The following is a 21094-nucleotide window of genomic DNA, read 5'->3' on the forward strand; positions in this document are numbered from 1 at the left end:
CACAGGGGGAGGTTCCTTACGGCCGGCTCTACGCCGCCCTATGCGTGTGGATCACCTTCTGCGGGCCTTCGCGGAAGCGCTTTTCGGCGGTGACGATGCGCTCGCACAGGGCGTCCAGATCGCTCAGCAGCGAATAGGTGGCGTAGATGGGGATCTCCATCATCGCCACCTGCGCGCGCGGCATGAACTCGCAGTACTTCTTCCACGAGATGTGGTTGTCGCGGGCGGTTAGCGCGCGCTGTCCCAGCGGGTTCCACAGGTTCAGGTCGACGAGCTCGTCGCGGCATTCCTTCATCACCGGCAGGGCGATGTAGAGGAACAGGAAGGTCGGCGTGGCCGCGCGGCTGAACTGCGGCTGCACCTGCATGTGCCAGATGCGGAAGGCCTCGAAGAAGTTGGCCTTGCGGGCCGGATCCGGCGGCAGCCAGCTTGCTTCGGTGTTGATCACCTCGGCGGCGCTGGCCGCGCGCTTGACCAGTTCGTCGGCGCTGCGGCCGCCGGCCATGGTCTTCGAAAGGGCGGCGACCGGGATGTTCAGCTTCTTGGCCACGTCGGTGAAGCTGACCTGCTGGCCGGCCATCGGCGTGAACTGACCGAAATTGGGGGCGTTGGGGGCCTTGGCGCGGCGGATGGCGGCGGCCTCGTGCTCCAGCTTCTGGGCCTCGCGCTTCTTCTCGGCCTGGACGCGGTCGAACTCGGCCTCGTGCGTCGACTGCTCGTCGGGCGTCATCCAGCGGGCGCGGCCGGGGCCATAGGTGCGCTCGAGCCGGTTGATCAGCACCAGCACGTGGTTTTCGGACGGCTTGGGACCGATGTCGCCGAGGAAGGCGCGGAAATCGCGCCACGTCCCGGTCACGCCGGTGCCGCGGCTCATCAGGATGTTCCGGTGGATCGACGCTTCGCCCGCATACTTGCGGCATAGCGTCTGCAGCGTCAGGTCCTTGAGGTCCTGATCGAGTTCATCCCTGACGTTCGCTTCCGTCGACAACGGACGCCCTCCCCCTCCACGAGAAATAGAGAATTTTCGCCCCGGGACCGTTTGTCGCACTCCGTGTTTAACATTTCGTCACGACGCCGAACAGCGTTCAAGGCAGCGCTTCTTTGTCGCAATATCGACACGGGCGGCGCTTGGTCGCGCGTTCCACAGGTTGCGCCAAGTCCATTTCGCTCGACGCGAAACCCGTGTTGGGACAAAAGACGCCCATGAAATTCCTGGATCAATGCAAGATCTTCATCCGCTCCGGCAACGGCGGCGGCGGGTCGGTCTCTTTCCGACGCGAGAAGTACATCGAATACGGCGGCCCCGACGGTGGGGACGGCGGTCGCGGCGGCGACATCTGGATCGAGGCCGTCGAGGGCCTCAACACCCTGATCGACTATCGCTACCAGCAGCACTTCAAGGCCGGCACCGGCGTGCACGGCATGGGCCGCCAGCGCCACGGCGCCGCCGGCGACGACATCGTGCTGAAGGTCCCGGTCGGCACCGAGGTGCTGGAAGAGGACAAGGAGACCCTGATCGTCGACCTCGACGAGCCGGGCATGCGCGTGCTGCTGGCCAAGGGCGGCAACGGCGGCTGGGGCAACCTGCACTTCAAGGGTCCGGTGAACCAGGCCCCGATGTGGGCCAATCCCGGCCAGGAAGGCGAAGAGCGCTGGCTGTGGCTGCGGCTGAAGCTGATCGCCGACGTCGGCCTGGTGGGCCTGCCCAACGCCGGCAAGTCGACCTTCCTGGCGGCGGCCAGCGCGGCCAAGCCGAAGATCGCCGACTATCCCTTCACCACCCTGACCCCGAACCTGGGCGTCGTGGACCTGTCGACCAGCGAGCGCTTCGTGCTGGCCGACATCCCCGGCCTGATCGAGGGCGCGTCGGAAGGCGCAGGCCTGGGCACCCGGTTCCTGGGGCACGTCGAGCGTTCAGCCACGCTGATCCACCTGGTGGACGCCACCCAGGACGACATCGTCGGCGCCTGGACCACCATCCGCGGCGAGCTCGAGGCCTATGGCGACGAGCTGGCGGTCAAGTCCGAGATCCTGGCGCTGAACAAGATCGACGCCCTGGACGAGGAGACCCGCGCGGCCAAGCAGGCCGAGCTGGAAGCCGTGGCCGGCGTCAAGCCGATGCTGATCTCCGGCGTGTCGGGCGAGGGCGTCACCGAGCTGCTGCGCGCGGCCTATCGCCAGGTGCGCGTGCGCCGCGGCGACGCGGTGGCCGAGATCGAGGAAGACGAAGACCACATCGAGGAGACGCCGGGGGGCTGGCAGCCGTGAACCTGGGGGTCGGGGGACCTCTGGGCCAGGCCCGGAGGATCGTGTTCAAGGTCGGCTCGGCCCTGCTGGTCGACGCCGCCACCGGCGCGGCCAACAAGGGCTGGCTGGAGGCGTTCTGCGCCGACGCCGCGGCCCTGCGCGCGGCCGGCAAGCAGGTGGTGGTGGTCTCGTCCGGCGCGGGGGCGCTGGGACGCCGGCGCCTGGGTCTTTCGGGCCGCAAGATCACCCTGCCGGAAAAGCAGGCCGCGGCCGCCGCCGGCCAGAGCCTCCTGATGCGGGCCTGGGAGGAGGCGTTCGAGCCGCACGGCGTCGGCGTCGCCCAGATCCTGATGACCCGCGACGACACCGAGACCCGTCGCCGCTGGCTGAACGCCCGCGCCACGGTCGAGACCCTGCTGTCGCTGGGCGTGGTTCCCGTCGTCAACGAGAACGACACGGTGGCCACCGAAGAGATCCGCTACGGCGACAACGATCGCCTGGCCGCCCGCGTCGGCCAGCTGGCGGGCGCCGACCTGCTGGTGCTGCTGTCGGACATCGACGGGCTCTACACCGCCGACCCGCGCCGCGACCCGGCCGCCACCCACATTCCGCGCGTCTCGGAGATCACGCCGGCGATCGCCGCCATGGCCGAGGGCGCCAACGCCGCCGCCGGCGTGGGCACCGGCGGCATGGCCACCAAGATCGCCGCCGCCCGCATCGCCCGCGCGGCCGGCTGCGCCACCCTGATCACCCTGGGCTCGCGCCCGCGTCCGCTGGCCGCCATCGAGGAGGGCGCGCCCGCGACCCTGATCGAGGCCGCCGCCTCGCCCGCCGCCGCCTACAAGGCCTGGATCGCCGGCTCGCTGGCCCCGCAGGGCTGGGTGACGGTCGACGCCGGCGCCGCAGCCGCCCTGAAGACCGGCAAGAGCCTGCTGGCCGCCGGGGTGCGCGCCGTCGAGGGTCCGTTCGAAAAGGGCGACGCCGTGCGCGTGCGCGACGAGACCGGCCACGAGGTCGCCCGCGGCCTCGTGCGCTACGACAGCGCCGACGCGTTACGGATCGCCGGCCTGCGCAGCGACGCCATCGAGGCCGAGCTCGGCTTCACCGAAGGCCCGATGATCCACGCCGACGACCTGGCGGTGGGGGGGTAAGCCCCCCTCAGTCGCCGAGCCAAAGATCCTCCCCCTCTGGGGGAGGTGGCCCGGAGGGCCGGAGGGGGGGCGTTTTCAGCTTCCGCTGAACCGGCCAATCTCCAAGAGACTTCCCCCTCCGTCGCCTTCGGCGACACCTCCCCCTTCAGGGGGAGGGTCCTCTACTTCAGGAACCTCTCCACCGCCTTGGCGAACGCTTCGGGCTGGTCGGCCATGATGAAGTGGCGGCTGCCTTCGACGCGGACCAGCTTCACGCCCGGCAGAGCGTCGTACTCGCGCATCCACAGCGCCCCGACCACGGCCGGCGGCAGGGCGCCCTCGGCGTCGGCGGCGTAGAGCGCGGTGACCGGAACCTTCATCGCCGCCAGGCCCGGACGGGCGTCCAGCGTCATCACCTCGAAGATCGCCTTGGCCACCGCCTGGCGATCCGAGGCCAGCGACCAGGCGACGATGGCCTCCTGCATGGCCGGGGTGCGCGACAGGCCCTTGGCGGCGGCCGCCTGCTGGGCGGCGAAGGCCTCGGGGCTAGCCGACAGGACCCCCGCCGCCATGCGGTCGGCGAAGGGCCTGGCGCTGGCCGGCGTGGCCGTCGGGCCGAACATGGCGCTGTAGAACGGCAGGGTGTCGACCGTCATCACCCGGCCGACCAGCTGCGGATTGCGCTGGGCCAGCAGCAGGGCCGACAGTCCGCCCATCGAGTGGCCGATCACCGCTGGCCGAGCCAGACCGGCAGAGCGGACATAGGCCGCCAGGGCCTCGACCGCCGGGTCGACGAACGGGCCCTCGCCGCCGGTCCAGGGCTGGCCTGCGAAGCCCGACAGCTGAACCAGATGCACGCGATGCGTGGCCTTCAGCCGGTCGGCCAGCGGCCGGAACACCTCGCGCGAGGAGGCCAGGCCCGGAACCAGGATCACGTCAGGCCCCTGCCCGACCACCTCGACCGACAGCCGGTCGCTCGTGAAGGCCGGCTCGGCCCGGGCGACGGAAATGGCGATCCCGAGGCCCAGCAGGGCGGCCAGGACGATGATGCAGGCGCGCGCGACCGCGCGGCCGCCGAGAAAGGCGAGCGACATGGACTGGGTCTCCTTGAGTCTCTGGAAACGTCCTCAGCGGACGTGCGGGTTCTCGAAGATCTCTTCGATCGGCCGCTCGAAGATGGCGGCGATGCGGTAGGCCAGATCGAGCGACGGATCGTGCTTCTCGGTCTCCAGGGCGTTGACCGCCTGGCGCGAGACGCTGAGCGCCTGGCCGAGCTGCTCCTGGGTCCAGCCGCGCTCGACGCGCAGCAGCTTCAGACGGTTCTTCATCGCGTGCTCCGGATGAACGGCGAGACGACGCCGAACACCGCCCAGAACAGCGGATAGATCAGCCAGCCGGGCAGGTGCGGCGCGTGGGCGTAGCTCTCGCCGAAGCCCCACACCGAGAACAGCGCCATGGCCACGCCCGAGGCGACGATGAACTGGCGGGCGACCAGGGCGCGGACGAACTCGTCGGACTCGGCCATCAACGCCAGGGTGGCCCAGATCTGGCCGACCACCGGCGCCGAAACCACCAGCGCCAGCGCCCAGGCCGCCACCGGCGTCCTGATGTCGTCGAACGCCCCGAAGATCGCGCCCATATTGACCAGCACATAGGGGATCATGAACGCCATGGTGCGGATCACGTAGCGCCGATGCGCCGAGCTGTGGAACTTGCCGATGGCCAGCATGGCTGCCTCCCGTTGATGTAAGGCAAACCTGACAGCATCAAAATGTAATGTCAACCTGACATCATGTCAGGAGATCATGACTTCATGTCAGGCCGTACTGACATCACGGCGCGGCGATCGCCGCGGTCATCGCCGGCCCGTAGGCCGGCTCCAGGTAGAAGCGCGAGTGCTTGCCCTGGGCCAGCGGCACGAAGGTCACCGCCCTGCCCTGCGCCTCCAGGCGCGCGGCCAGGCGGCGCGAGGCCTTGAACGGAATGGTCTCGTCCTGACGCGAGGCGGCGACGACGATCCTGCCCGGATAGGCCTTCAGCAGTTCGGGGGCCTTGTAGTTCATGGCGCCCGGATCGATCCGCAGGCGCACCAGCGGCCGCGCCGCCCCGGCCATGGCGTCGGCGATGTCCTCGATCGAGGCGAAGCTGCCCTCCATCACCAGGCTCGACGCGACCTTGGTCTCGGCGGCCAGGGCCGCGCAGTAGGTCCCGCCCAGCGAATGGCCCCAGAAGATCACCCCGCCGGTCCGCTGCGCCGCCATGGCCTCGATCTTGCGGGCCAGGGGCGCGCGGGCGGCCTCGAAGGCCTGGCGCGTCGGCGCGCCGGTCGACTGGCCCCGGCCCGGATAGTCGAACATCAGGACGTCGCCGAACCGCCCCAGCACCGCGCCGCGCGAGGCCCCGCCGGCGCTTTCCCTGAACATGTTGCCGCCGCAGAACACCACCAGCGGCCGGGCGGGGTCGGCCTTCGCCAAGACGTAGTGGATCTCGCCCGAGGCGAATGGAACCGTGCCGACGGCCACCTGCGCGCCGGGAATGGCGGCCGCCGACAGCGGCGCCCCGGCCGGCTGGGCGCCGTCGAAGGGCGGGACGACGTCCCTCTGGCCGATGTTCACGGTGATGCAGGCGCTCAGCGACAAGACCAGGACGGGGGCCAGCAGGGACAGGGTGCGACGGATCACCGGCGATCTCCTAGGAAGCCGCGGACCGCTCCGGCAAAGCTTCACCGCCATTCAACCCGAAGACGAACGCCGCACAAGGCCTGCACCCGCGCTGACAGGCTTTCTCGGCGCTCCGCCAGCAATTGGCCATTTCCCCGAGCCCCCAAAGAGCCTAGGTAAGCCTCAATCTGAGCATATCCGGGGACGGACGAGCCATGGACGACGCGGCCGGGGGCCTGCAGGCGACGATGAGGGCGATGGGCCAGGCGGCCCGCGAGGGCGCGCGCGCGCTCCGCCTCGCCACGCCAGCCCAGCGCACCGCCGCCCTCGTCGCCATCGCCGCCGCCATCCGCGCCGAGGCCCCGGCCATCCTGGCCGCCAACGCCCGCGACCTGGAGAAGGCCGGCGCCAACGGCCTGACCCCGCCGATGATCGAGCGGCTGATGCTGAACGAGGCGCGCCTGGAAGGCGTGGCCGCCGGCGTCGAGGCCGTGGCCGCCATTCCCGACCCGCTGGGCGTGGAGACCGCCCGCTGGCAGCGCCCCAACGGCCTGGACATCGCCCGCGTGCGCACGCCGATCGGCGTCATCGCCATGATCTACGAAAGCCGTCCCAACGTGACGGCCGACGCCGCGGCCCTGACCCTGCGCTCGGGCAACGCCGTGATCCTGCGCGGCGGTTCGGAGTGCATCGAGTCCAACCTCGCCATCCACGCCGCCGTGCTCAAGGGCCTGGCCGCCGCCGGCCTGCCGGCCAACGTGGTGCAGATGGTCAGGACCACCGACCGCGCCGCCGTCGGCGCCATCCTGTCGGGTCTGGACCGGTCGATCGACCTGATCATCCCGCGCGGCGGCAAGAGCCTGGTCGCCCGCGTCCAGGCCGAGGCCCGCGCCCCGGTGCTGGGCCACCTGGAAGGCCTCAACCACGTCTTCGTGCACGAAGCCGCCGACCTGAAGAAGGCCGCCGACATCGTGCTGAACGCCAAGATGCGCCGCGTGTCGGTGTGCGGCTCGGCCGAGACCCTGCTGATCGACAGCGCCGCGGCCGGCAAGCTTTTGCCGCCGATCGCCGACGTGCTGATCAAGGCCGGCTGCGAGATCCGCGGCGACGCGGCCGCCCGCGCCATCGAGCCCGAACTGAAGGCCGCTGCGGTCGAGGACTGGACCACCGAGTACCTGGCGCCGATCATCGCCGTGGCCGTGGTCGACGGCGTCGACGGCGCGGCTCGGCACATCGCGACCTACGGCTCGGGCCACACCGACGCGATCGTCACCGAGGACACGGCCGCGGCCGAACGTTTCATCGGCCAGGTCGACAGCGCCATCGTGCTGGTCAACGCCTCCACCCAGTTCGCCGATGGCGGCGAGTTCGGCTTCGGGGCCGAAATCGGCATCGCCACCGACAAGCTTCACGCCCGCGGCCCGGTCGGGGCCGAGCAACTGACGACGTTCAAGTATGTGGTTCGCGGGACCGGCCAGACTCGTCCCTGAAGCCGGCCGCCCCAGCGCCCATCGCCTCGGCTTCCATCTGGAGCCGGGCATGCGCGTCGGGCTGTTCGGCGGCAGCTTCAACCCGGCGCATGAGGGCCACGCCCACGTGGCCGAGACCGCCTTGCATCGCCTGAACCTGGACAAGGTGATCTGGCTCGTCTCGCCGCAGAACCCTCTGAAATCTTCGCGCGAGACCAGGCCCCTGGCCGAGCGCATGGACGAGGCCCGCCGTTGGGCGCGCGGCTCCAGCATGATCGTCTCCGACGCCGAGACGCGGCTGGGCTCGCAATACACGATCGACACCCTGCGGGTGCTAAAGGCCCGCTTCCCGGGCGTGAAGTTCGTCTGGGTGATGGGCGCCGACAGCCTGGCCACCTTCCACCGCTGGCGCGGCTGGACCCAGATCATGCGCGAGGTCCCGGTCGCCGTGGTCTCGCGTCCATGGGCGGCGCTCAAGGCGCGAAGCTCGCCGGCCGCTCGCCGCTTCGCCTTCGCCCGCCGCCCGGCCAGCGCCGCGGCGACCATCGCCGACGCCGAGGTTCCGGCCTGGGTCTATCTCACCGGCCCGCTGAACTTCGCCTCGTCCACGGCCCTGCGGGCGCGCCAGACCAAGGGCTAGCTCGGCGGCGTCGGCCCGGTCCACAGGGTGGCGACGTCGTCCTGCGCCGACATCATGATCGCCCAACTGGTCCGCCCGGCCATCTCGCCGTTGAGGGTCAGTTCGCCGTCCCGCTCGCCCCATATGCTGCGCAGGTCCTGGATCCGTATCTTCGAAAGGTCGCAGCCGGGCTGAACGCAGCTGAACCGCCAGCGCTCGGGCGCGGCCAGCAACGCCTCCAGCCGGCGGACGCCGTTGCCGGCCACGATGTCGGACGAAGCCTTGAACGGCGGCCAGGCGGCGCCGGCGCAATCCGAACGCCCCGGCGCGACCAGCCGATAGTGCTCGACGACCGTCAGCCGGTCGACGACGGACGGCGGATCGATGGCGCGCGTCGTTGTGGCGGACAGGGGCGCGAACCGGAAGGTCAGGACCTGCTGACGGCACACGCGGTCGGCGACCGGGCGCAGCGCCAGAGGGGTCTCGACCGTGCTCAGCGCATAGCTGTCGGGAAGGGTGTCGGTGACCGTGGCCTGAGGCTCCGTCTCGAGGGACGAGGCGAAGGCGCGGGCGATGACCTGCTCAGGCGACAGGGCGCGCAATGCCTTCAGGGTCAGGGGCGGCTCGGCTGCCAGTGTCGGCGGCGCGGCCAGGACGGGCAGCAGGGCGACAAGAGCCAGCTTGCGCATCGCCGCTTCAGGCCGCCGCCGCTTGCGCCGGCAGCCGCTTGCGCAGGTGCTCGACCAGCAACTGAGCTTCGGTCTCGTCCAGGCCCTGGCCCACCCGGACGCTCCGCGCGCCATAGCTGAACTGGATCGCGCCCATGGCCTTCATGGCGAACGGGCCGCTGAACTGGAAACGGGCCAGCATCGGATCCTGGTGCGAGGGCTTGAGGTCGCGGATCACCGCCCCCTGATAGAGCTTCCGGCGCGACCACGGCCCGCAGACCATGGCCGTCTCCAGGTCGCCCTGGACCACGCGCAGGGTCTCCACCCCGCCGATCATCCAGACCAGGGTCCCGGCCGCGAACACCCAGCCGAGGACCCAGGCGCAAAGCCAGATGGCGAGGAAGGGCTCGAATTCGGTGAGCAGCTGGTGGATCGCCACGATCCCGCCGACGGTCCAACCCGCCAACCACACCGGCAGGAAAAGCAGGGGAAAGACCTGCCTGACCGCCCGGATCCGGATGGTCTGGCCTTCGTCCAGGTCGATCTGGAACCGGGCCTTGCCCGCGGCTTCGTACTTCATCAACGCCCCCTCGAACCCCGCCCCAAGCTCTATCGCGCCGCGAGCGGCAAGGCCAGCGGTCGCCGCCCATCGCCCCTGCGACCACGATCCCCCTCACGTTTCGAGTCTTTCCGTGCTATGAGGGGCTTTGCGCGAAGCCAATAAGGAGCATTCCGCTGCGTAGCGACCCCGCGCCGACGGCGCACGAGGGACCGGCTGGTGCCGAATCCTCGACTGAAAATCCGACGCTCAGTACGGACCTGAACATCAAGGCGCTGGAGCGCCTGATCCTGGACCGCCTCGACGACGACAAGGCCCAGGACATCGTCCACATCGACCTTACGGACAAGAGCTCCGTGGCCGACAGCCTGATCGTGGCGTCGGGCCGCTCGCATCGTCACGTCGGCGCTCTCGCCGACCACGTGCTGCGCGCGCTGAAGGACCATGGCCTGGGCAAGGCCCGGGTCGAAGGCCTGCCGCACTGCGACTGGGTGCTGATCGACGCCGGCGACGTCGTCGTCCACCTGTTCCGCCCCGAAGTGCGCAGCTTCTACAACATCGAGAAGATCTGGGCCGTCGACGCGCCGCACCGCATGCCGGCCGCCTCGTCGAACTGATCTCCTCCGGGCAGGCCCCGCTCCTGAGCATCGCTCGGAGCGGGGTTCTCCGCCCTGCTCTCCCAAAATGAAGATCACCATCCTCACCGTCGGGAAGCTCGGCCGCATGGTCGAGGCGCAGCTGGCGCTGGACTACGCGTCCCGCGCCACCGCGTCGGGCCGCGCCCTGGCGCTGGGTCCCGTCGAGATCCTCGAGGTCGAAGCCCGCAAGCCGGGCAAGGCCGCCGAGGCCGAGGTGCTGCGCCCGCACCTGGAAGGCGCCTATGTCGTCGCCTGCGACGAGCACGGCAAGGTCCACACCTCGCGCGCCTTCGCCGGCCGCCTGGAGCGCCTGCGCGACGACGGCCAGCGCCGGATCGTGTTCCTGATCGGCGGCGCCGACGGGCTGGACCCGTCGATCCTGGCGCAGGCCAACGAGCTGCTGGCCTTCGGCCCCCAGACCTGGCCCCACGCCCTGGCCCGCGCCATGCTGGCCGAACAGATCTACCGCGCCGCCACCATCCTGGCCGGCTCGCCCTATCACCGGGACTGAGCCCTGCGTCCTTCGAGGCCCGCTGCGCGGGCGCCTCAGGATGAGGAATTCAGTGCAATAGCTTCCTCATCCTGAGGTGCGAGGCGCAGCCGAGCCTCGAAGGACGCACCGACCGCCCCTTTGAAACCGCCGCGCCCTCAGGCAGATAGGGACGCAATGCCCCGCCGCTTCGCGATCGCCGCCGTCAGCGCCTGCGCCCTGCTCCTCGCCGGAGCCGGGGCCGTCGTCGCGCAGCAGATCGGCGACCAGCGCACCCGCGACCTGCAGCAGGCGGCCGACACCCGCCGCGAGATCGAGGACCTGCGGGCCGAGCTTTCCCGGCTGAACCAGCAGCAGGTCTCGGCCGGGGCCGACGTCGACGTCAAGCGCGCCCGGCTGGAGACCCTGCACCGGCGGGAGTCGGCGCTGATCGGCGAGCTGGGCCGCGACCGGGGCCAGCTGGCCCGGCTGCTCAGCGCCCTCCAGCTTTTCCGCCGCAACCCGCCGCCGGCCCTGCTGGTCAATCCCGGCGACGCCCGCGACGCGGTGCGGGCGGCGATCCTGATCCGCGCCATGACGCCCGACCTGCAGGCCCGCGCCGACGCCTACGCCCGCCAGGCCCGCGCCGTCGGGGCCCTGCGCCGCGAGGCCGCCGCCGCCTCCGAGCAGCTGTTCACCGCCGAGAGCGCCATGGCCGACCGCCGGGGCGAGCTGGAGCGGATGATCGTCGAGAAGACCCAGTTGGAGCGCGCCTACGCCCAGGACGCCATCGCCGCCGACCAGGAACGCCAGACCCTGGGCGCGCTGACCGACGGCCTGTCGACCGGATCGGCCACCGGCCCGCTGACGCTGCGGGCTCCGGCCCCCGGCGAGGTGGTGCGCCGCTGGGGCGACGCCCAGCCCGTCGGCGGCAAGGCCGAGGGCCTGTCGATCCGCACCGCCAAGGGCCAGGCCGTCGGCAGCCCCGCCGCCGGCGTGGTCGAGTACGCCGGCCCGCTGAACGGCTGGGACATGGTGGTGATCGTCCGCGCCCAGGGTGCCTATCATCTGGTCATGGCGGGCCTGGCCGACGTTTCGGTGGCGCCCGGACAATCGGTCGCAGCCGGCGCCGCCCTCGGACGCATGACGGACCGTGGACCTTTGGAGCCGGAGCTCTATCTTGAGGTGCGTGAGAACGGCGTTCCGGCCGACCCGGGACGCTGGCTCAAGCAAGAGTCGCGGTAGACGACTTTTTCAGCAATGATGGGCGTTCATCATGACGCGCGGCCTGCGTCGGGGATGGACGGGGCCGGACTATCGAACGCGGCGTTCGCGCCGCTCTTGAGTATCGGACGCGGCGCCCGCGCCGCAAGGGAGCCTTTCAGGCCTTATGCGCAAGTACCTGCTCATCGGTGTTTCGGCCTTTGTCCTCGGCGCGGGGACCATGGCCTATGTCAGCCCGATCGCCCAAGCGACCATCCCCTCGCAGAAAGCCAAGACCTACAAGCTGCTCGAACTGTTCGGCGACGTGCTCGCCACCGTCGAGGACCAGTACGTCACCGAAGTCGACGACAAGAAGCTGATCGAGGCCGCGCTTGACGGCATGCTGACCAGCCTCGACCCGCACTCGGGCTACCTGTCGCCCGACAGCTTCGAGGACATGCAGGACACCACGCGCGGCGAGTACGGCGGCCTCGGCATCGAGGTCACCAGCGAGGAAGGCGTGGTCAAGGTCATCTCGCCGATGGACGGCACGCCCGCCGATCGCGCGGGGATCCAGGCCGGCGACTACATCACGGCCGTCAACGGCCAGTCGGTTCTGGGCCTGACGGTCAATGAGGCCGTCAAGCAGATGCGCGGCCCGGCCGGCGAGACGGTGACCATCACCATCGCCCGCGAGAAGACCGACCCGTTCGACGTCAAGCTGGTGCGCGAGGTCATCAAGCCCAAGGCCGCCATCGCCCGCATGGAAGGCGACTACGGCTATGTGCGCCTGCCCGGCTTCAACGAAAAGTCGACCGACGCCCTGTCGGCCTCGATCAAGGACCTGCAGGCCAAGAACCCCAAGATGAAGGGCCTGGTCTTCGACCTGCGCAACAATCCGGGCGGCCTGCTCGACCAGGCGCGCGGCGTGGCCGACCTGTTCCTGGAAGGCGGCGAGGTCGTCAGCCAGCGCGGCCGCAATCCGCGCGACATCCAGCGCCTGAACGCCACCCCGGGCGACATCCTGAACGGCCTGCCGATGGTGGTGCTGATCAACCAGGGCTCCGCGTCCGCGGCTGAAATCGTCGCCGGCGCCCTGCAGGACCGCCACCGCGCCGAGCTTGTCGGCATCACCAGCTTCGGCAAGGGCTCGGTCCAGACCGTGATCCCGCTGCGCGGCGGCGCCGACGGCGCCCTGAAGCTGACCACGGCCCGCTACTTCACCCCGTCGGGCCGCTCGATCCAGAAGACCGGCATCGAGCCCGACCTGGAAGTGGCCCAGACCAAGGACCAGGCCCAGGACATCGCCAACCGCGTGTGGTTCAGCGAGGCCAGCTTCAAGAACGCGCTGAACGCCGACGAGGGCAAGACCCGCAAGGGCGCCCACGTGCCGGCCGAAGCGCCGCCGGCCGGCTTCGACGAGAAGAAGGACGACTTCCAGCTGTCGCGCGCCCTGGCCGTGCTGAAGGCCGGCTCGGTCGAGGCCGTGCCGAAGCTGCCCAAGCCGCAGCCGAAGATCGCCGAGGTCACCGCCAAGGCCGCAGCCGCTGGCGGCAAGCCTCCGGTCGAGAAGAAGTAAGGGCTTTCGAGCCCGCGAGAACGAGCCGCCCGTCGAAAGATGGGCGGCTTTTTTCGTCCTTCTCCCCCTTTTTCTGAACCTCTCCCATAGGGAGAGGGAGGGGCCCATGCGCAGCATGGGAGGGTGAGGGGTTTAAGCCTATCCAGATGAGGCTGGGTCGAAGAGTGATGGGACCGCAGGCGGTTTAGCCCCTCACCCTCCCACGCCTTCGGCGCGGGCCCCTCCCTCTCCCCATGGGAGAGGTTCTTCTAGGCCATCCCCAACGCCGCGATCACCACCACGGCCAGGCCGACGACCAGCCCCGCCCCGGCCCGCAACACGGCGGCCAGGCACACGGCGCGGTCTTCGGCGCGCGAGGGATCGGAGAAGCGGGCGAACTCGGTCAGGCTCATGGCGAGGTCTCCTCACGAGAAGCTTGCGCCCGAGGATCGACCGGCGGAAAGGTCTCGCCACCGCTTTTGCGTCCAACCTCGCCTGTCGGTCATTTCCGCGCCGCGCTTCGCTGAGAAAAGCAGCGATCCGCCATTTCGCCGCAGGTTTGGGCGAACCCTGTTAACCATATCTTGGAAGCTTGCCCGCTAAGCCCATCCCATGGCCGCCGTGTTCTCCCGCAAGCCCGCCTACACCGCCGCCGCGCCCGAACCCGCCGACGGCGGCGACCTGCGCGCGCGCCTGATGGCGGCCGCGGCCAATCCCTATATCGGCGCCAGCGGCGCAGCCTTCCTGTTCCTGCTGAGCCTGGCGGTGCTGGTGCTGGTGACCGGCGACCCCAAGGCCGGCGCTCCGGTGATCCGCCTGTCGCTGTCGGAGATCGGCGCCACCAAGGGCGCGCCCGACGGCTGGCGCGAGGCGCTTTCGACCGAAGGCGACGAGGAAGCCCCGCTGCTGCCCGGCCAGATGGACCTGTCGGCCCAGCCCTTCGCCCGCCACGCCCAGGCCGACGCCGCGCCCGAAGACTTCACGGACCTGGCCGCCGCGCCCGCCCCGTCGGGCGGCGCCCTGGTCCAGGCCCCGCTGCCTGGCCTGTCGGTTCCTGGCCCCGGCGGCGGCCCGCTGCCGGTGATCGCGCCCGACGGCCGCACGGTCGCCGAAGCCTATGCCCGTCCGTTCACGCCCGACGGCCGCCCGCGCGTGGCCCTGGTGATCGGGGGCCTCGGCCTCAACGCCCAGACCACCCGCGCCGCCATCGAGACCCTGCCGCCCGAGATCACCCTGTCGTTCGCCCCCTATGCCGAAGGGCTGCAGGGCTGGATCGACCTGGCCCGCTCGCACGGGCACGAGGTGCTGCTCGAGACGCCGATGGAGCCCAACGACTATCCGGCCAACGATCCGGGCCCCTACACCCTGATCGCCGCCAACCGTCCCGACGAGACCGTGCGCAAGCTGGAATGGCTGATGTCGCGCGCCACCGGCTATTTCGGCCTGACCAACTATCTGGGCTCGAAGTTCCTGGATTCCGACCCGGCCATGGCCACCTTCACCACGGCGCTGAAGGCCCGGGGCCTGGCCTTCGTCGACGACGGCGCGGCCGCCCGTCGCGGCGGCCCGATCCCGCGCGCCTCGGCCGAACGCGGCATCGACGACGACCTGTCGGCCGAGGCCATCGAGGGCCAGCTGCGGGCCCTGGAATCGGGCGCCAGCGCCCGCGGCCAGTCGCTGGGCGTGGGCTTCGCCTATCCGGTGACGATCAGCCAAGTGCGCAACTGGGCCGGCGGCCTCAATGCGCGGGGCGTGCAACTGGCGCCGGCTTCGGCTATCGCCAAGCGATGACCGCGCAGATCGACCTTTCGCTCTACCGCCCCAATGTGGGCGTCGCCCTCTTCCATCCCACTGACGGCCGGGTCTGGCTGGGCATGCGCCACAAGCAGGAGCCGCCCTATAACTGGCAGTTGCCGCAGGGCGGCGTCGACGAGGGCGAAGACCTGGAAACCGCCGCCCGCCGCGAGCTCTACGAAGAGACCGGCGTGAAGTCCGCCCAGTTGCTGGGCCGCACCGAAGGCTGGCTGACCTACGACTATCCGCCCGAGTTCATGGGGACCAAGCGCGCGCGCGGGTACCTTGGCCAGAAGCAGGTGTGGTTCGCCTTCCGCTTCACCGGCGACGAGGGCGAGATCGACCTGGCGGCCCATGGCGACATCGAGTTCGACGCCTGGCGCTGGGGCGCTCTCGACGAAACGCCCGAACTAATCGTACCCTTCAAACGCGGCGTCTACGAACGAATGGTCGCCGCTTTCTCGGGGTTCGCGCGCACCGCCTGACACCGAAGGCTCAGCGCGCCGGCCCTTCATGGGGTTCGGAGGCGCGGGCTTGAGCAGAACCATCCTGATGATCCACGGCTATGGCATGACCGGCGACAGCTGGGCGCCGGTGGCCGATACCTTCCGCAAGGCGGGCTACGCGGTCGAAACGCCGACCATCCGGCCCGCCCTGCGCACGGCGGGGCCGCCCTCGCCCGACCTGGCCGGCCTGTCCCTGGCCGACTATGTCGCCGAGCTGAGCGCGGCGGCCGCCGTGACCGCCGCCCGCGACGGGGTGAAGCCGATCGTCTTCGGTCACTCCATGGGCGGGCTGATCGCCCAGAAGCTGGCCGAAAGCGGCCTGGCCTCGGGCATCGTGCTGTTCGCGCCGGCCTCGCCGGCCGACGCGCGCGGCAAGCCCAAGCTGTCGCCGATCATCACCTTCCTCAACGCCGTGCTGACCCAGGGCGGCGCGCCCAAGCCGGTGAAAATGTGGAAGACCGGCTTCAAGTTCGGCGTCGTCAACGCCGTGCCGGCCGCCCGCCACGACGCCCTCTACGCCACGGCCGTCTACGACTCGGGCCGGGTGCTGCAGGACCTGGCCTATCCCGACCGCGATCCCTCGCGCACCGTGCATGTCGACGCCGCCAAGGTGACCGTGCCGGTGCTGGTGCTGGCCGGCGCGCGCGATCGCACCACGCCCGTCGAGGACGTCCGCCTGGTCGGCCGCAAGTACGCCGGGGCCGACTATCGCGAGTATCCCGACCACGCCCACTGGCTGATCGACGAGCCGGGCAGCGAGGCCCTGCTGGGCGCGGTGCAGTCCTGGTTGTCGGAAAAGGGCCTGGGTCCGGCCTCGGCCGCCCCGCCCAAGGCCAAGCCCGAACCCGCCCCGGCTCCGGTCGCCGCAGCGCCCGAACCGGCGGCCGCGCCGGCCGTGGAGCCGGCGCCCAAGCCCCGGGCGCCCGCCAAGGCCAAGACGCCGAGCAAGGCCAAGGCCGTCGTCGCCGAACCGGCCGCCAAGCCGGCGGCGAAGGCCGCGCCCAAGCCGAAGGCTCCTGCCAAGGCGGCGGCCGCCAAGGCCAAGGCGGCGCCTCCCGCGGAAACCCCGCCCGTTCCGGCCGCGAAACCGGCCAAGACCCCCGCCAAGGCCGCTCCAAAGGCCAAGGCGGTCGCAAAGCCCGCGCCCGCGCCGGAACCGGCCAAGACCGCTGCGAAAGCTCCGGCGAAGGCCCCCGCGAAAGCCAAGGCCGCGCCCGAGGCCGCCCCTGTAGCCAAGCCCCCGAAAACCAAGGCCGCCAAGCCGACGACGGAAGCCAAAGCCCCGACCGCCAAGGCCCCTGCCAAGCCCAAGGCCGCCGCCAAGCCCGCATCCAAACCCAAGCCTGCGACAACGACGCCCGCCAAAACTTCGCCACGCGGCAAGAAGAGCGTGTAGGCTCCATTGAAACGCTCGTATCAGTCACACGAGCGGAGTTGACCTAAGAGGCGGGCGTGAAGGCTCCGGTGATCATGGTCCACGGCGCCTTCTGCGGCGGCTGGACGTTCGACAGCTTCCGAGAGCCGTTCGAGGCCGCCGGTCATAAGGTGCTCACGCCCGACCTGCCGGGGCGCGGACCCGGCGGCTCGGTCGTCGGCCTGTCGATGAGCGACTACGCCCGCGAGATCGCCCGCCTGATCCGCACGTGCGAGCGGCCGCCGATCCTGATCGGCCACTCCATGGGCGGGTTGGTGGCCCAGCTGGCCGCCGGCCGCGCGCCGGTGGAGCGCCTGATCCTGCTGGCCCCCTCCCCGCCCTGGGGCGTGCATGGCGCGAGCCTGGAAGAAGCGGTCTCGGCCGTCAGCCTCTATACGCTGGGCCCCTACTGGCTGCAGGCCATCGCGCCCGACTACGGCGTCGTGCGCCGCTACAGCCTCGACCGCCTGCCGCGCGAAAAGCGCCGGGCGCTCTACGCCCGCATGACCTCGGAAAGCGGCCGCGCGCTGTGGGAGACGCTGAACTGGTGGCTGGATCCCTTCATGACCACCAGCCCTGGCCCGGTGAAGGCCCCGGTGCTGGCCATCGCCGGCGGCCAGGACGTCGTCCATCCCCCCGCCACCGTCCGCCAGACCGCCGCCCGCCTGGGCGGGGCGTTCCACGAGTTCCCCGAGATGAGCCACTGGCTGCCCGGCGAGCCGGGCTGGGAAGCCGTGGCGGCGCTGTGCCTGGACTTCATCGCTGCGGAGGACCGGGCGGCGGCTTGATCCACAAGGAACCTCCCCCAGGGGGGGGAGGCGATCGCGCAGCGATCGATGGGGGGGCGTGTCGCAAAACTGATCCGCCGCCGCGAAAGCTGAAAACGTCCCCCCTCCGGCCTTCGGCCGCCTCCCCCAGAGGGGGAGGTTCCAAAGAAAAAGGCGCGGAGGTCACCCTCCGCGCCTTTCGCGTTTCAGCTCGACGAGCCTCTGACCATCACTGGGTGGTGTAGAGGATCTGGGCTTGTTCGAAGTTCTTGCCGACCGAGCTGTCGTCCAGCTTCTTGATGCGGACGTAGACCAGACCGGCCTTGCCGCCGGCGGCGTTGTTGTCCCAGGTCACGGTCAGGCGCTTGACGTCGGTGACCAGCTGGTCGTTGCGGATCAGCTTCAGCTGCGGGCTGTTCTCCCAGGTCGCCCAGTCGTGCAGGGCGGTGGCCAGGTGCTGGGCCTGGTCCGGACCCTGGGCGTGCTGGACGTTCAGGGTGCAGACGTTCTTGTTCGAACCCGGGTTGTCGAGGACGATCTGGTAGGGCTTGCCCAGGTCCAGGGTCCACAGGTCCTTCTTCTTCTTGAAGCCCGCGGCCTTGGCCAGGGCGTTGAAGTCGCCGCCGACGACGGCCGGCTTGCAGATGGTGTCGAGGACGCTGAGGATCTTCACCGAGACCGGATCGGTCGGCGGCGGCGGACGCACCGCTTCCGGAGCGGCCGCGGCGGCGGCGGCTTCCGGGGTGCCGGCGGCGGGCGCCGGGACGACGGGCGCGGCTTGATCGGCAGGCGCGGCCTGATCAACGGGCGCGGCGGCCGGGGCGGGAGCCGGGGCGGCGGCGGGAGCGGGTTGCTCCTGGGCGACGGCGGTCGAAACGACGCCGAGGGCGATCAGGCTGGCGAGCGCAAGGCGCATAGGTCGGATATCCCCTAGAGACTTGGAGGTCGGCATTAAAACCGACAAGCGTTCCCTCGCAACCCTTATGGTGGCCGATTACGGCGGGGATGGGGTCACAAACGTAATTTTTTCGATCGAGAGCTTCGATCCTTCTCCCCTTGCGGGAGAAGGTGGCGGCCGAAGGTCGTCGGATGAGGGGTCCAAAGGCTTGTCCGGAGAGGTCTGAGAGACCCCTCACCCGACCTTGCTTGGCAAGGCCACCCTCTCCCACAAGGGGAGAGGGAACAAACAAAAACGCCCCCGCCGTTTCCGGCGAGGGCGCTCTCAAATCTTCCGAGAGAAGCGGCTCTTACGAGGCCACTTCCACGGCGTGTTCGGCCAGGATCGTGAAGCCGTCGGGACCGACGTCCGCAAAACCGCCCTGGATGTCGAACAGCTTGACGGTCGAGCCGTCGCGCACCGTCACCCGGCCCTCGCGCAGCGTGGTCATGAACGGGGCGTGGTTCGGCAGGACGCCGAAATCGCCTTCCGCGCCCGGCGCGTCGACCTGGTCGACATCGGCCGAGAACAGTTCGCGCTCGGGCGCGACGAGGGAGAAGTGCAGCTTGGCCATCAGTCGTAGGTCTCCACGGCGCCCAGGGCCGCTTCGATGTCTTCGTCGGTCTGGATCTCGGTGCCGCAGAACGGGCAGAAGCGGATGGTGGTCAGGACCGTGCCCGTCTCACCATCGGCTTCCCGCTGACCCAGGTTCAACAGGATCAGGCCGCTGTCGTGCTCGATGAGGGAGGCCTCGGCGTCCGAAGACACCGCGTCCTCCAGCTCCTCGCAGCAGAAGTGGCCGAGATCGCCGTCTTCCTCGTTCATCAGGCGTCCGCCGCCAGCTTTTCAGCCTTGGCGACGGCCTCCTCGATCGGGCCGACCATGTAGAAGGCGGCTTCCGGCAGGTGGTCGTACTCGCCGTCCACGATGCCCTTGAACGAGCGGATGGTGTCCTTCAGCTCGACGAAGGCGCCCGGGGTGTTGGTGAACTGCTCGGCGACGTGGAACGGCTGGCTCAGGAAGCGCGAGATCTTGCGAGCGCGCGAAACGATCAGCTTGTCCTCTTCCGACAGCTCGTCCATGCCCAGGATGGCGATGATGTCCTTCAGGGCCTTGTACTGCTGCAGGACTTCCTGGACGCGGCGAGCCACGGTGTAGTGCTCTTCACCGATGACCAGCGGGTCCATGATCCGCGAGGTCGAGTCCAGCGGGTCGACGGCCGGGAAGATGGCCTGGGCGGCGATGTCGCGCGACAGAACGGTGGTGGCGTCCAGGTGGGCGAACGAAGCGGCCGGGGCCGGGTCGGTCAGGTCGTCGGCGGGAACGTAGATGGCCTGGACCGAGGTGATCGAACCCTTGTTGGTCGAGGTGATGCGCTCCTGCAGGTTGCCCATCTCGGTGGCCAGGGTGGGCTGGTAGCCCACGGCCGACGGGATGCGGCCCAGCAGAGCCGACACTTCGGCGCCGGCTTGGGTGAAGCGGAAGATGTTGTCGACGAACAGCAGCACGTCCTTGCCTTCTTCGTCACGGAAGTATTCCGCGATCGACAGGCCGGTCAGGGCGACGCGGGCGCGGGCGCCCGGCGGTTCGTTCATCTGGCCATAGACCAGGGCGCAGCGCGAGCCTTCGGTCGAGCCGTTGTTGGCCTTCGGGTCGACGTTGACGTTCGACTCGATCATCTCGTGATAGAGGTCGTTGCCTTCGCGGGTGCGTTCGCCCACGCCGGCCAGAACCGAGTAACCGCCGTAAGCCTTGGCGATGTTGTTGATCAGTTCCTGCATCGTCACGGTCTTGCCGACGCCGGCGCCGCCGAACAGGCCGATCTTGCCGCCCTTGGTGTAGGGGCACATCAGGTCGATGACCTTGATGCCCGTGACCAGCACTTCAGCGGTGTTGGTCTGCTCGGCGAAGGTCGGGGCGTCGCGGTGGATCGGGCGCGACAGGTCCGACTGGATCGGGCCCTGCTCGTCGATCGGCTCGCCGATGACGTTCATGATGCGGCCCAGCGTGCCCGGACCGACCGGAACGCGGATGGCTTCGCCGGTGTCACGCACGGGCTGGCCGCGGACCAGACCTTCGGTGGCGTCCATGGCGATGGCGCGGACGGTGTTCTGGCCCAGGTGCTGGGCGACTTCGAACACCAGACGCTGGCCGGTGGCCTGGTTGGTGGTCTCGACGGCGTTCAGGATGGCCGGCAGGGCGCCGGTGAACTCGATGTCGACGACGGCGCCGATGATCTGCACCAGCTTGCCGGTGGCTTCGCCGGCGACGGGAGCAGCGGCCTTCGGAGCAGCGGCGGCCTTCGGGGCGGCCGGCTTCTTGGCGGCCGGAGCCTTGGGAGCAGCAGCAGCGGCCGGGGCGGCGGCGGCCTTCGTGGCGGCGGGCTTCTTGGCGGCGGCCGGCTTTTCAGCGGCGGCTTCGGGAGCCTTAGCAGGGGTCTTGGCCATGGCGTGCGG

Annotated in this window: 24 protein-coding genes and 1 pseudogene; 12 read left to right on the forward strand and 13 right to left on the reverse strand. The window is 70.1% G+C overall.

What is annotated here, in order from left to right:
- Positions 1-28: 28 nt before the first annotated feature.
- The gene (locus G5B46_RS22090) at positions 29-988 is read right to left on the reverse strand and encodes a hypothetical protein (RefSeq protein WP_165262509.1); all 960 of its coding nucleotides are present in this window, start codon (positions 986-988) and stop codon (positions 29-31) included.
- A 215-nt stretch (positions 989-1203) separates the two neighbouring features.
- Between G5B46_RS22090 and obgE the strand changes: the two genes are divergently transcribed.
- The gene (obgE, locus tag G5B46_RS22095; RefSeq protein ID WP_165262511.1) at positions 1204-2268 is read left to right on the forward strand and encodes a GTPase ObgE; all 1065 of its coding nucleotides are present in this window, start codon (positions 1204-1206) and stop codon (positions 2266-2268) included.
- Positions 2265-3398: a glutamate 5-kinase gene (proB, locus tag G5B46_RS22100; protein ID WP_165262513.1), complete on the forward strand. Its 1134-nt coding sequence runs from the start codon at positions 2265-2267 to the stop codon at positions 3396-3398. Before obgE ends, proB begins: the two co-directional genes overlap by 4 nt.
- A 161-nt stretch (positions 3399-3559) precedes the next feature.
- On the opposite strand, the gene G5B46_RS22105 is transcribed toward proB, so the two are convergent.
- From G5B46_RS22105 to G5B46_RS24870, 4 genes are all read right to left on the reverse strand, one after another.
- Positions 3560-4471 (reverse strand): alpha/beta hydrolase, encoded by a 912-nt coding sequence (locus G5B46_RS22105; RefSeq protein WP_165262515.1) that lies wholly within the window; start codon positions 4469-4471, stop codon positions 3560-3562.
- A 33-nt stretch (positions 4472-4504) separates the two neighbouring features.
- Positions 4505-4705 carry a helix-turn-helix transcriptional regulator gene (locus tag G5B46_RS22110; RefSeq protein WP_165262517.1) on the reverse strand — a complete coding sequence of 67 codons (201 nt, stop codon included), beginning with the start codon at positions 4703-4705 and terminating at the stop codon, positions 4505-4507.
- Positions 4702-5106: a hypothetical protein gene (locus tag G5B46_RS22115; protein WP_165262519.1), complete on the reverse strand. Its 405-nt coding sequence runs from the start codon at positions 5104-5106 to the stop codon at positions 4702-4704. Before G5B46_RS22115 ends, G5B46_RS22110 begins: the two co-directional genes overlap by 4 nt.
- Before the next feature lie 103 nt (positions 5107-5209).
- Positions 5210-6058: an alpha/beta fold hydrolase gene (locus G5B46_RS24870; protein WP_165262521.1), complete on the reverse strand. Its 849-nt coding sequence runs from the start codon at positions 6056-6058 to the stop codon at positions 5210-5212.
- Positions 6059-6252: 194 nt separating this feature from the next.
- On the opposite strand from G5B46_RS24870, the gene G5B46_RS22125 reads away from it, so the two are divergent.
- Positions 6253-7527 carry a glutamate-5-semialdehyde dehydrogenase gene (locus tag G5B46_RS22125; RefSeq protein WP_165262523.1) on the forward strand — a complete coding sequence of 425 codons (1275 nt, stop codon included), beginning with the start codon at positions 6253-6255 and terminating at the stop codon, positions 7525-7527.
- The gene (locus G5B46_RS22130; RefSeq protein ID WP_165262525.1) at positions 7493-8146 is read left to right on the forward strand and encodes a nicotinate-nucleotide adenylyltransferase; all 654 of its coding nucleotides are present in this window, start codon (positions 7493-7495) and stop codon (positions 8144-8146) included. The genes G5B46_RS22125 and G5B46_RS22130 overlap by 35 nt, the downstream gene beginning before the upstream one ends.
- Here the strand turns inward: G5B46_RS22130 and G5B46_RS22135 are convergent.
- Both G5B46_RS22135 and G5B46_RS22140 read right to left on the reverse strand, forming a co-directional pair.
- Positions 8143-8814, reverse strand: coding sequence for a hypothetical protein (locus tag G5B46_RS22135; protein ID WP_165262527.1), 672 nt, complete (start codon positions 8812-8814; stop codon positions 8143-8145). The two genes, G5B46_RS22130 and G5B46_RS22135, sit on opposite strands and share 4 nt — an antisense overlap.
- Before the next feature lie 7 nt (positions 8815-8821).
- Positions 8822-9373 carry a hypothetical protein gene (locus G5B46_RS22140; RefSeq protein WP_165262529.1) on the reverse strand — a complete coding sequence of 184 codons (552 nt, stop codon included), beginning with the start codon at positions 9371-9373 and terminating at the stop codon, positions 8822-8824.
- 155 nt (positions 9374-9528) lie between these two features.
- On the opposite strand from G5B46_RS22140, the gene rsfS reads away from it, so the two are divergent.
- On the forward strand, positions 9529-9969 hold the full coding sequence (rsfS, locus tag G5B46_RS22145) for a ribosome silencing factor (RefSeq protein WP_165262651.1): 441 nt from the start codon (positions 9529-9531) through the stop codon (positions 9967-9969).
- Between the two features lie 67 nt (positions 9970-10036).
- The gene (gene rlmH, locus G5B46_RS22150) at positions 10037-10501 is read left to right on the forward strand and encodes a 23S rRNA (pseudouridine(1915)-N(3))-methyltransferase RlmH (protein WP_101717025.1); all 465 of its coding nucleotides are present in this window, start codon (positions 10037-10039) and stop codon (positions 10499-10501) included.
- Between the two features lies 1 nt (position 10502).
- Here the strand turns inward: rlmH and G5B46_RS24615 are convergent.
- Positions 10503-10590, reverse strand: a pseudogene (locus G5B46_RS24615) (hypothetical protein); the annotation flags it as partial.
- Positions 10591-10657: 67 nt separating this feature from the next.
- Between G5B46_RS24615 and G5B46_RS22155 the strand changes: the two are divergent.
- On the forward strand, positions 10658-11704 hold the full coding sequence (locus tag G5B46_RS22155) for a peptidoglycan DD-metalloendopeptidase family protein (protein ID WP_165262531.1): 1047 nt from the start codon (positions 10658-10660) through the stop codon (positions 11702-11704).
- A 145-nt stretch (positions 11705-11849) separates the two neighbouring features.
- Positions 11850-13241 (forward strand): S41 family peptidase, encoded by a 1392-nt coding sequence (locus G5B46_RS22160; protein WP_165262533.1) that lies wholly within the window; start codon positions 11850-11852, stop codon positions 13239-13241.
- Between the two features lie 248 nt (positions 13242-13489).
- Here G5B46_RS22160 and G5B46_RS22165 read toward each other — a convergent pair whose 3' ends face one another.
- The gene (locus tag G5B46_RS22165) at positions 13490-13633 is read right to left on the reverse strand and encodes a hypothetical protein (protein ID WP_165262535.1); all 144 of its coding nucleotides are present in this window, start codon (positions 13631-13633) and stop codon (positions 13490-13492) included.
- 199 nt (positions 13634-13832) lie between these two features.
- Between G5B46_RS22165 and G5B46_RS22170 the strand changes: the two genes are divergently transcribed.
- The 4 genes from G5B46_RS22170 to G5B46_RS22185 are packed head-to-tail and all read left to right on the forward strand — an operon-like array spanning position 13833 to position 17722.
- Positions 13833-15011, forward strand: a complete 1179-nt coding sequence (locus tag G5B46_RS22170; RefSeq protein WP_165262537.1) for a divergent polysaccharide deacetylase family protein — start codon at positions 13833-13835, stop codon at positions 15009-15011.
- Entirely contained in the window at positions 15008-15499 is a 492-nt protein-coding gene (locus G5B46_RS22175) for an RNA pyrophosphohydrolase (RefSeq protein WP_165262539.1), read from the forward strand. The genes G5B46_RS22170 and G5B46_RS22175 overlap by 4 nt, the downstream gene beginning before the upstream one ends.
- 49 nt (positions 15500-15548) lie before the next feature.
- Positions 15549-16916: an alpha/beta hydrolase gene (locus G5B46_RS22180; protein WP_205691824.1), complete on the forward strand. Its 1368-nt coding sequence runs from the start codon at positions 15549-15551 to the stop codon at positions 16914-16916.
- A gap of 56 nt (positions 16917-16972) precedes the next feature.
- Entirely contained in the window at positions 16973-17722 is a 750-nt protein-coding gene (locus G5B46_RS22185; protein ID WP_165262541.1) for an alpha/beta hydrolase, read from the forward strand.
- Positions 17723-17930: 208 nt separating this feature from the next.
- On the opposite strand, the gene G5B46_RS22190 is transcribed toward G5B46_RS22185, so the two are convergent.
- From G5B46_RS22190 to atpD, 4 genes are all read right to left on the reverse strand, one after another.
- The gene (locus tag G5B46_RS22190) at positions 17931-18617 is read right to left on the reverse strand and encodes a hypothetical protein (RefSeq protein WP_165262543.1); all 687 of its coding nucleotides are present in this window, start codon (positions 18615-18617) and stop codon (positions 17931-17933) included.
- Positions 18618-18948: 331 nt separating this feature from the next.
- Positions 18949-19212: an ATP synthase F1 subunit epsilon gene (locus G5B46_RS22195; protein WP_165262545.1), complete on the reverse strand. Its 264-nt coding sequence runs from the start codon at positions 19210-19212 to the stop codon at positions 18949-18951.
- The gene (locus G5B46_RS22200; RefSeq protein ID WP_165262547.1) at positions 19212-19463 is read right to left on the reverse strand and encodes a hypothetical protein; all 252 of its coding nucleotides are present in this window, start codon (positions 19461-19463) and stop codon (positions 19212-19214) included. The genes G5B46_RS22195 and G5B46_RS22200 overlap by 1 nt, the downstream gene beginning before the upstream one ends.
- Positions 19463-21085 (reverse strand): F0F1 ATP synthase subunit beta, encoded by a 1623-nt coding sequence (gene atpD, locus G5B46_RS22205; RefSeq protein ID WP_165262549.1) that lies wholly within the window; start codon positions 21083-21085, stop codon positions 19463-19465. Before atpD ends, G5B46_RS22200 begins: the two co-directional genes overlap by 1 nt.
- Positions 21086-21094: the final 9 nt, after the last annotated feature.

This window comes from Caulobacter sp. 602-2 (assembly GCF_011043625.1).
Classification (GTDB): Bacteria; Pseudomonadota; Alphaproteobacteria; order Caulobacterales; family Caulobacteraceae; genus Caulobacter.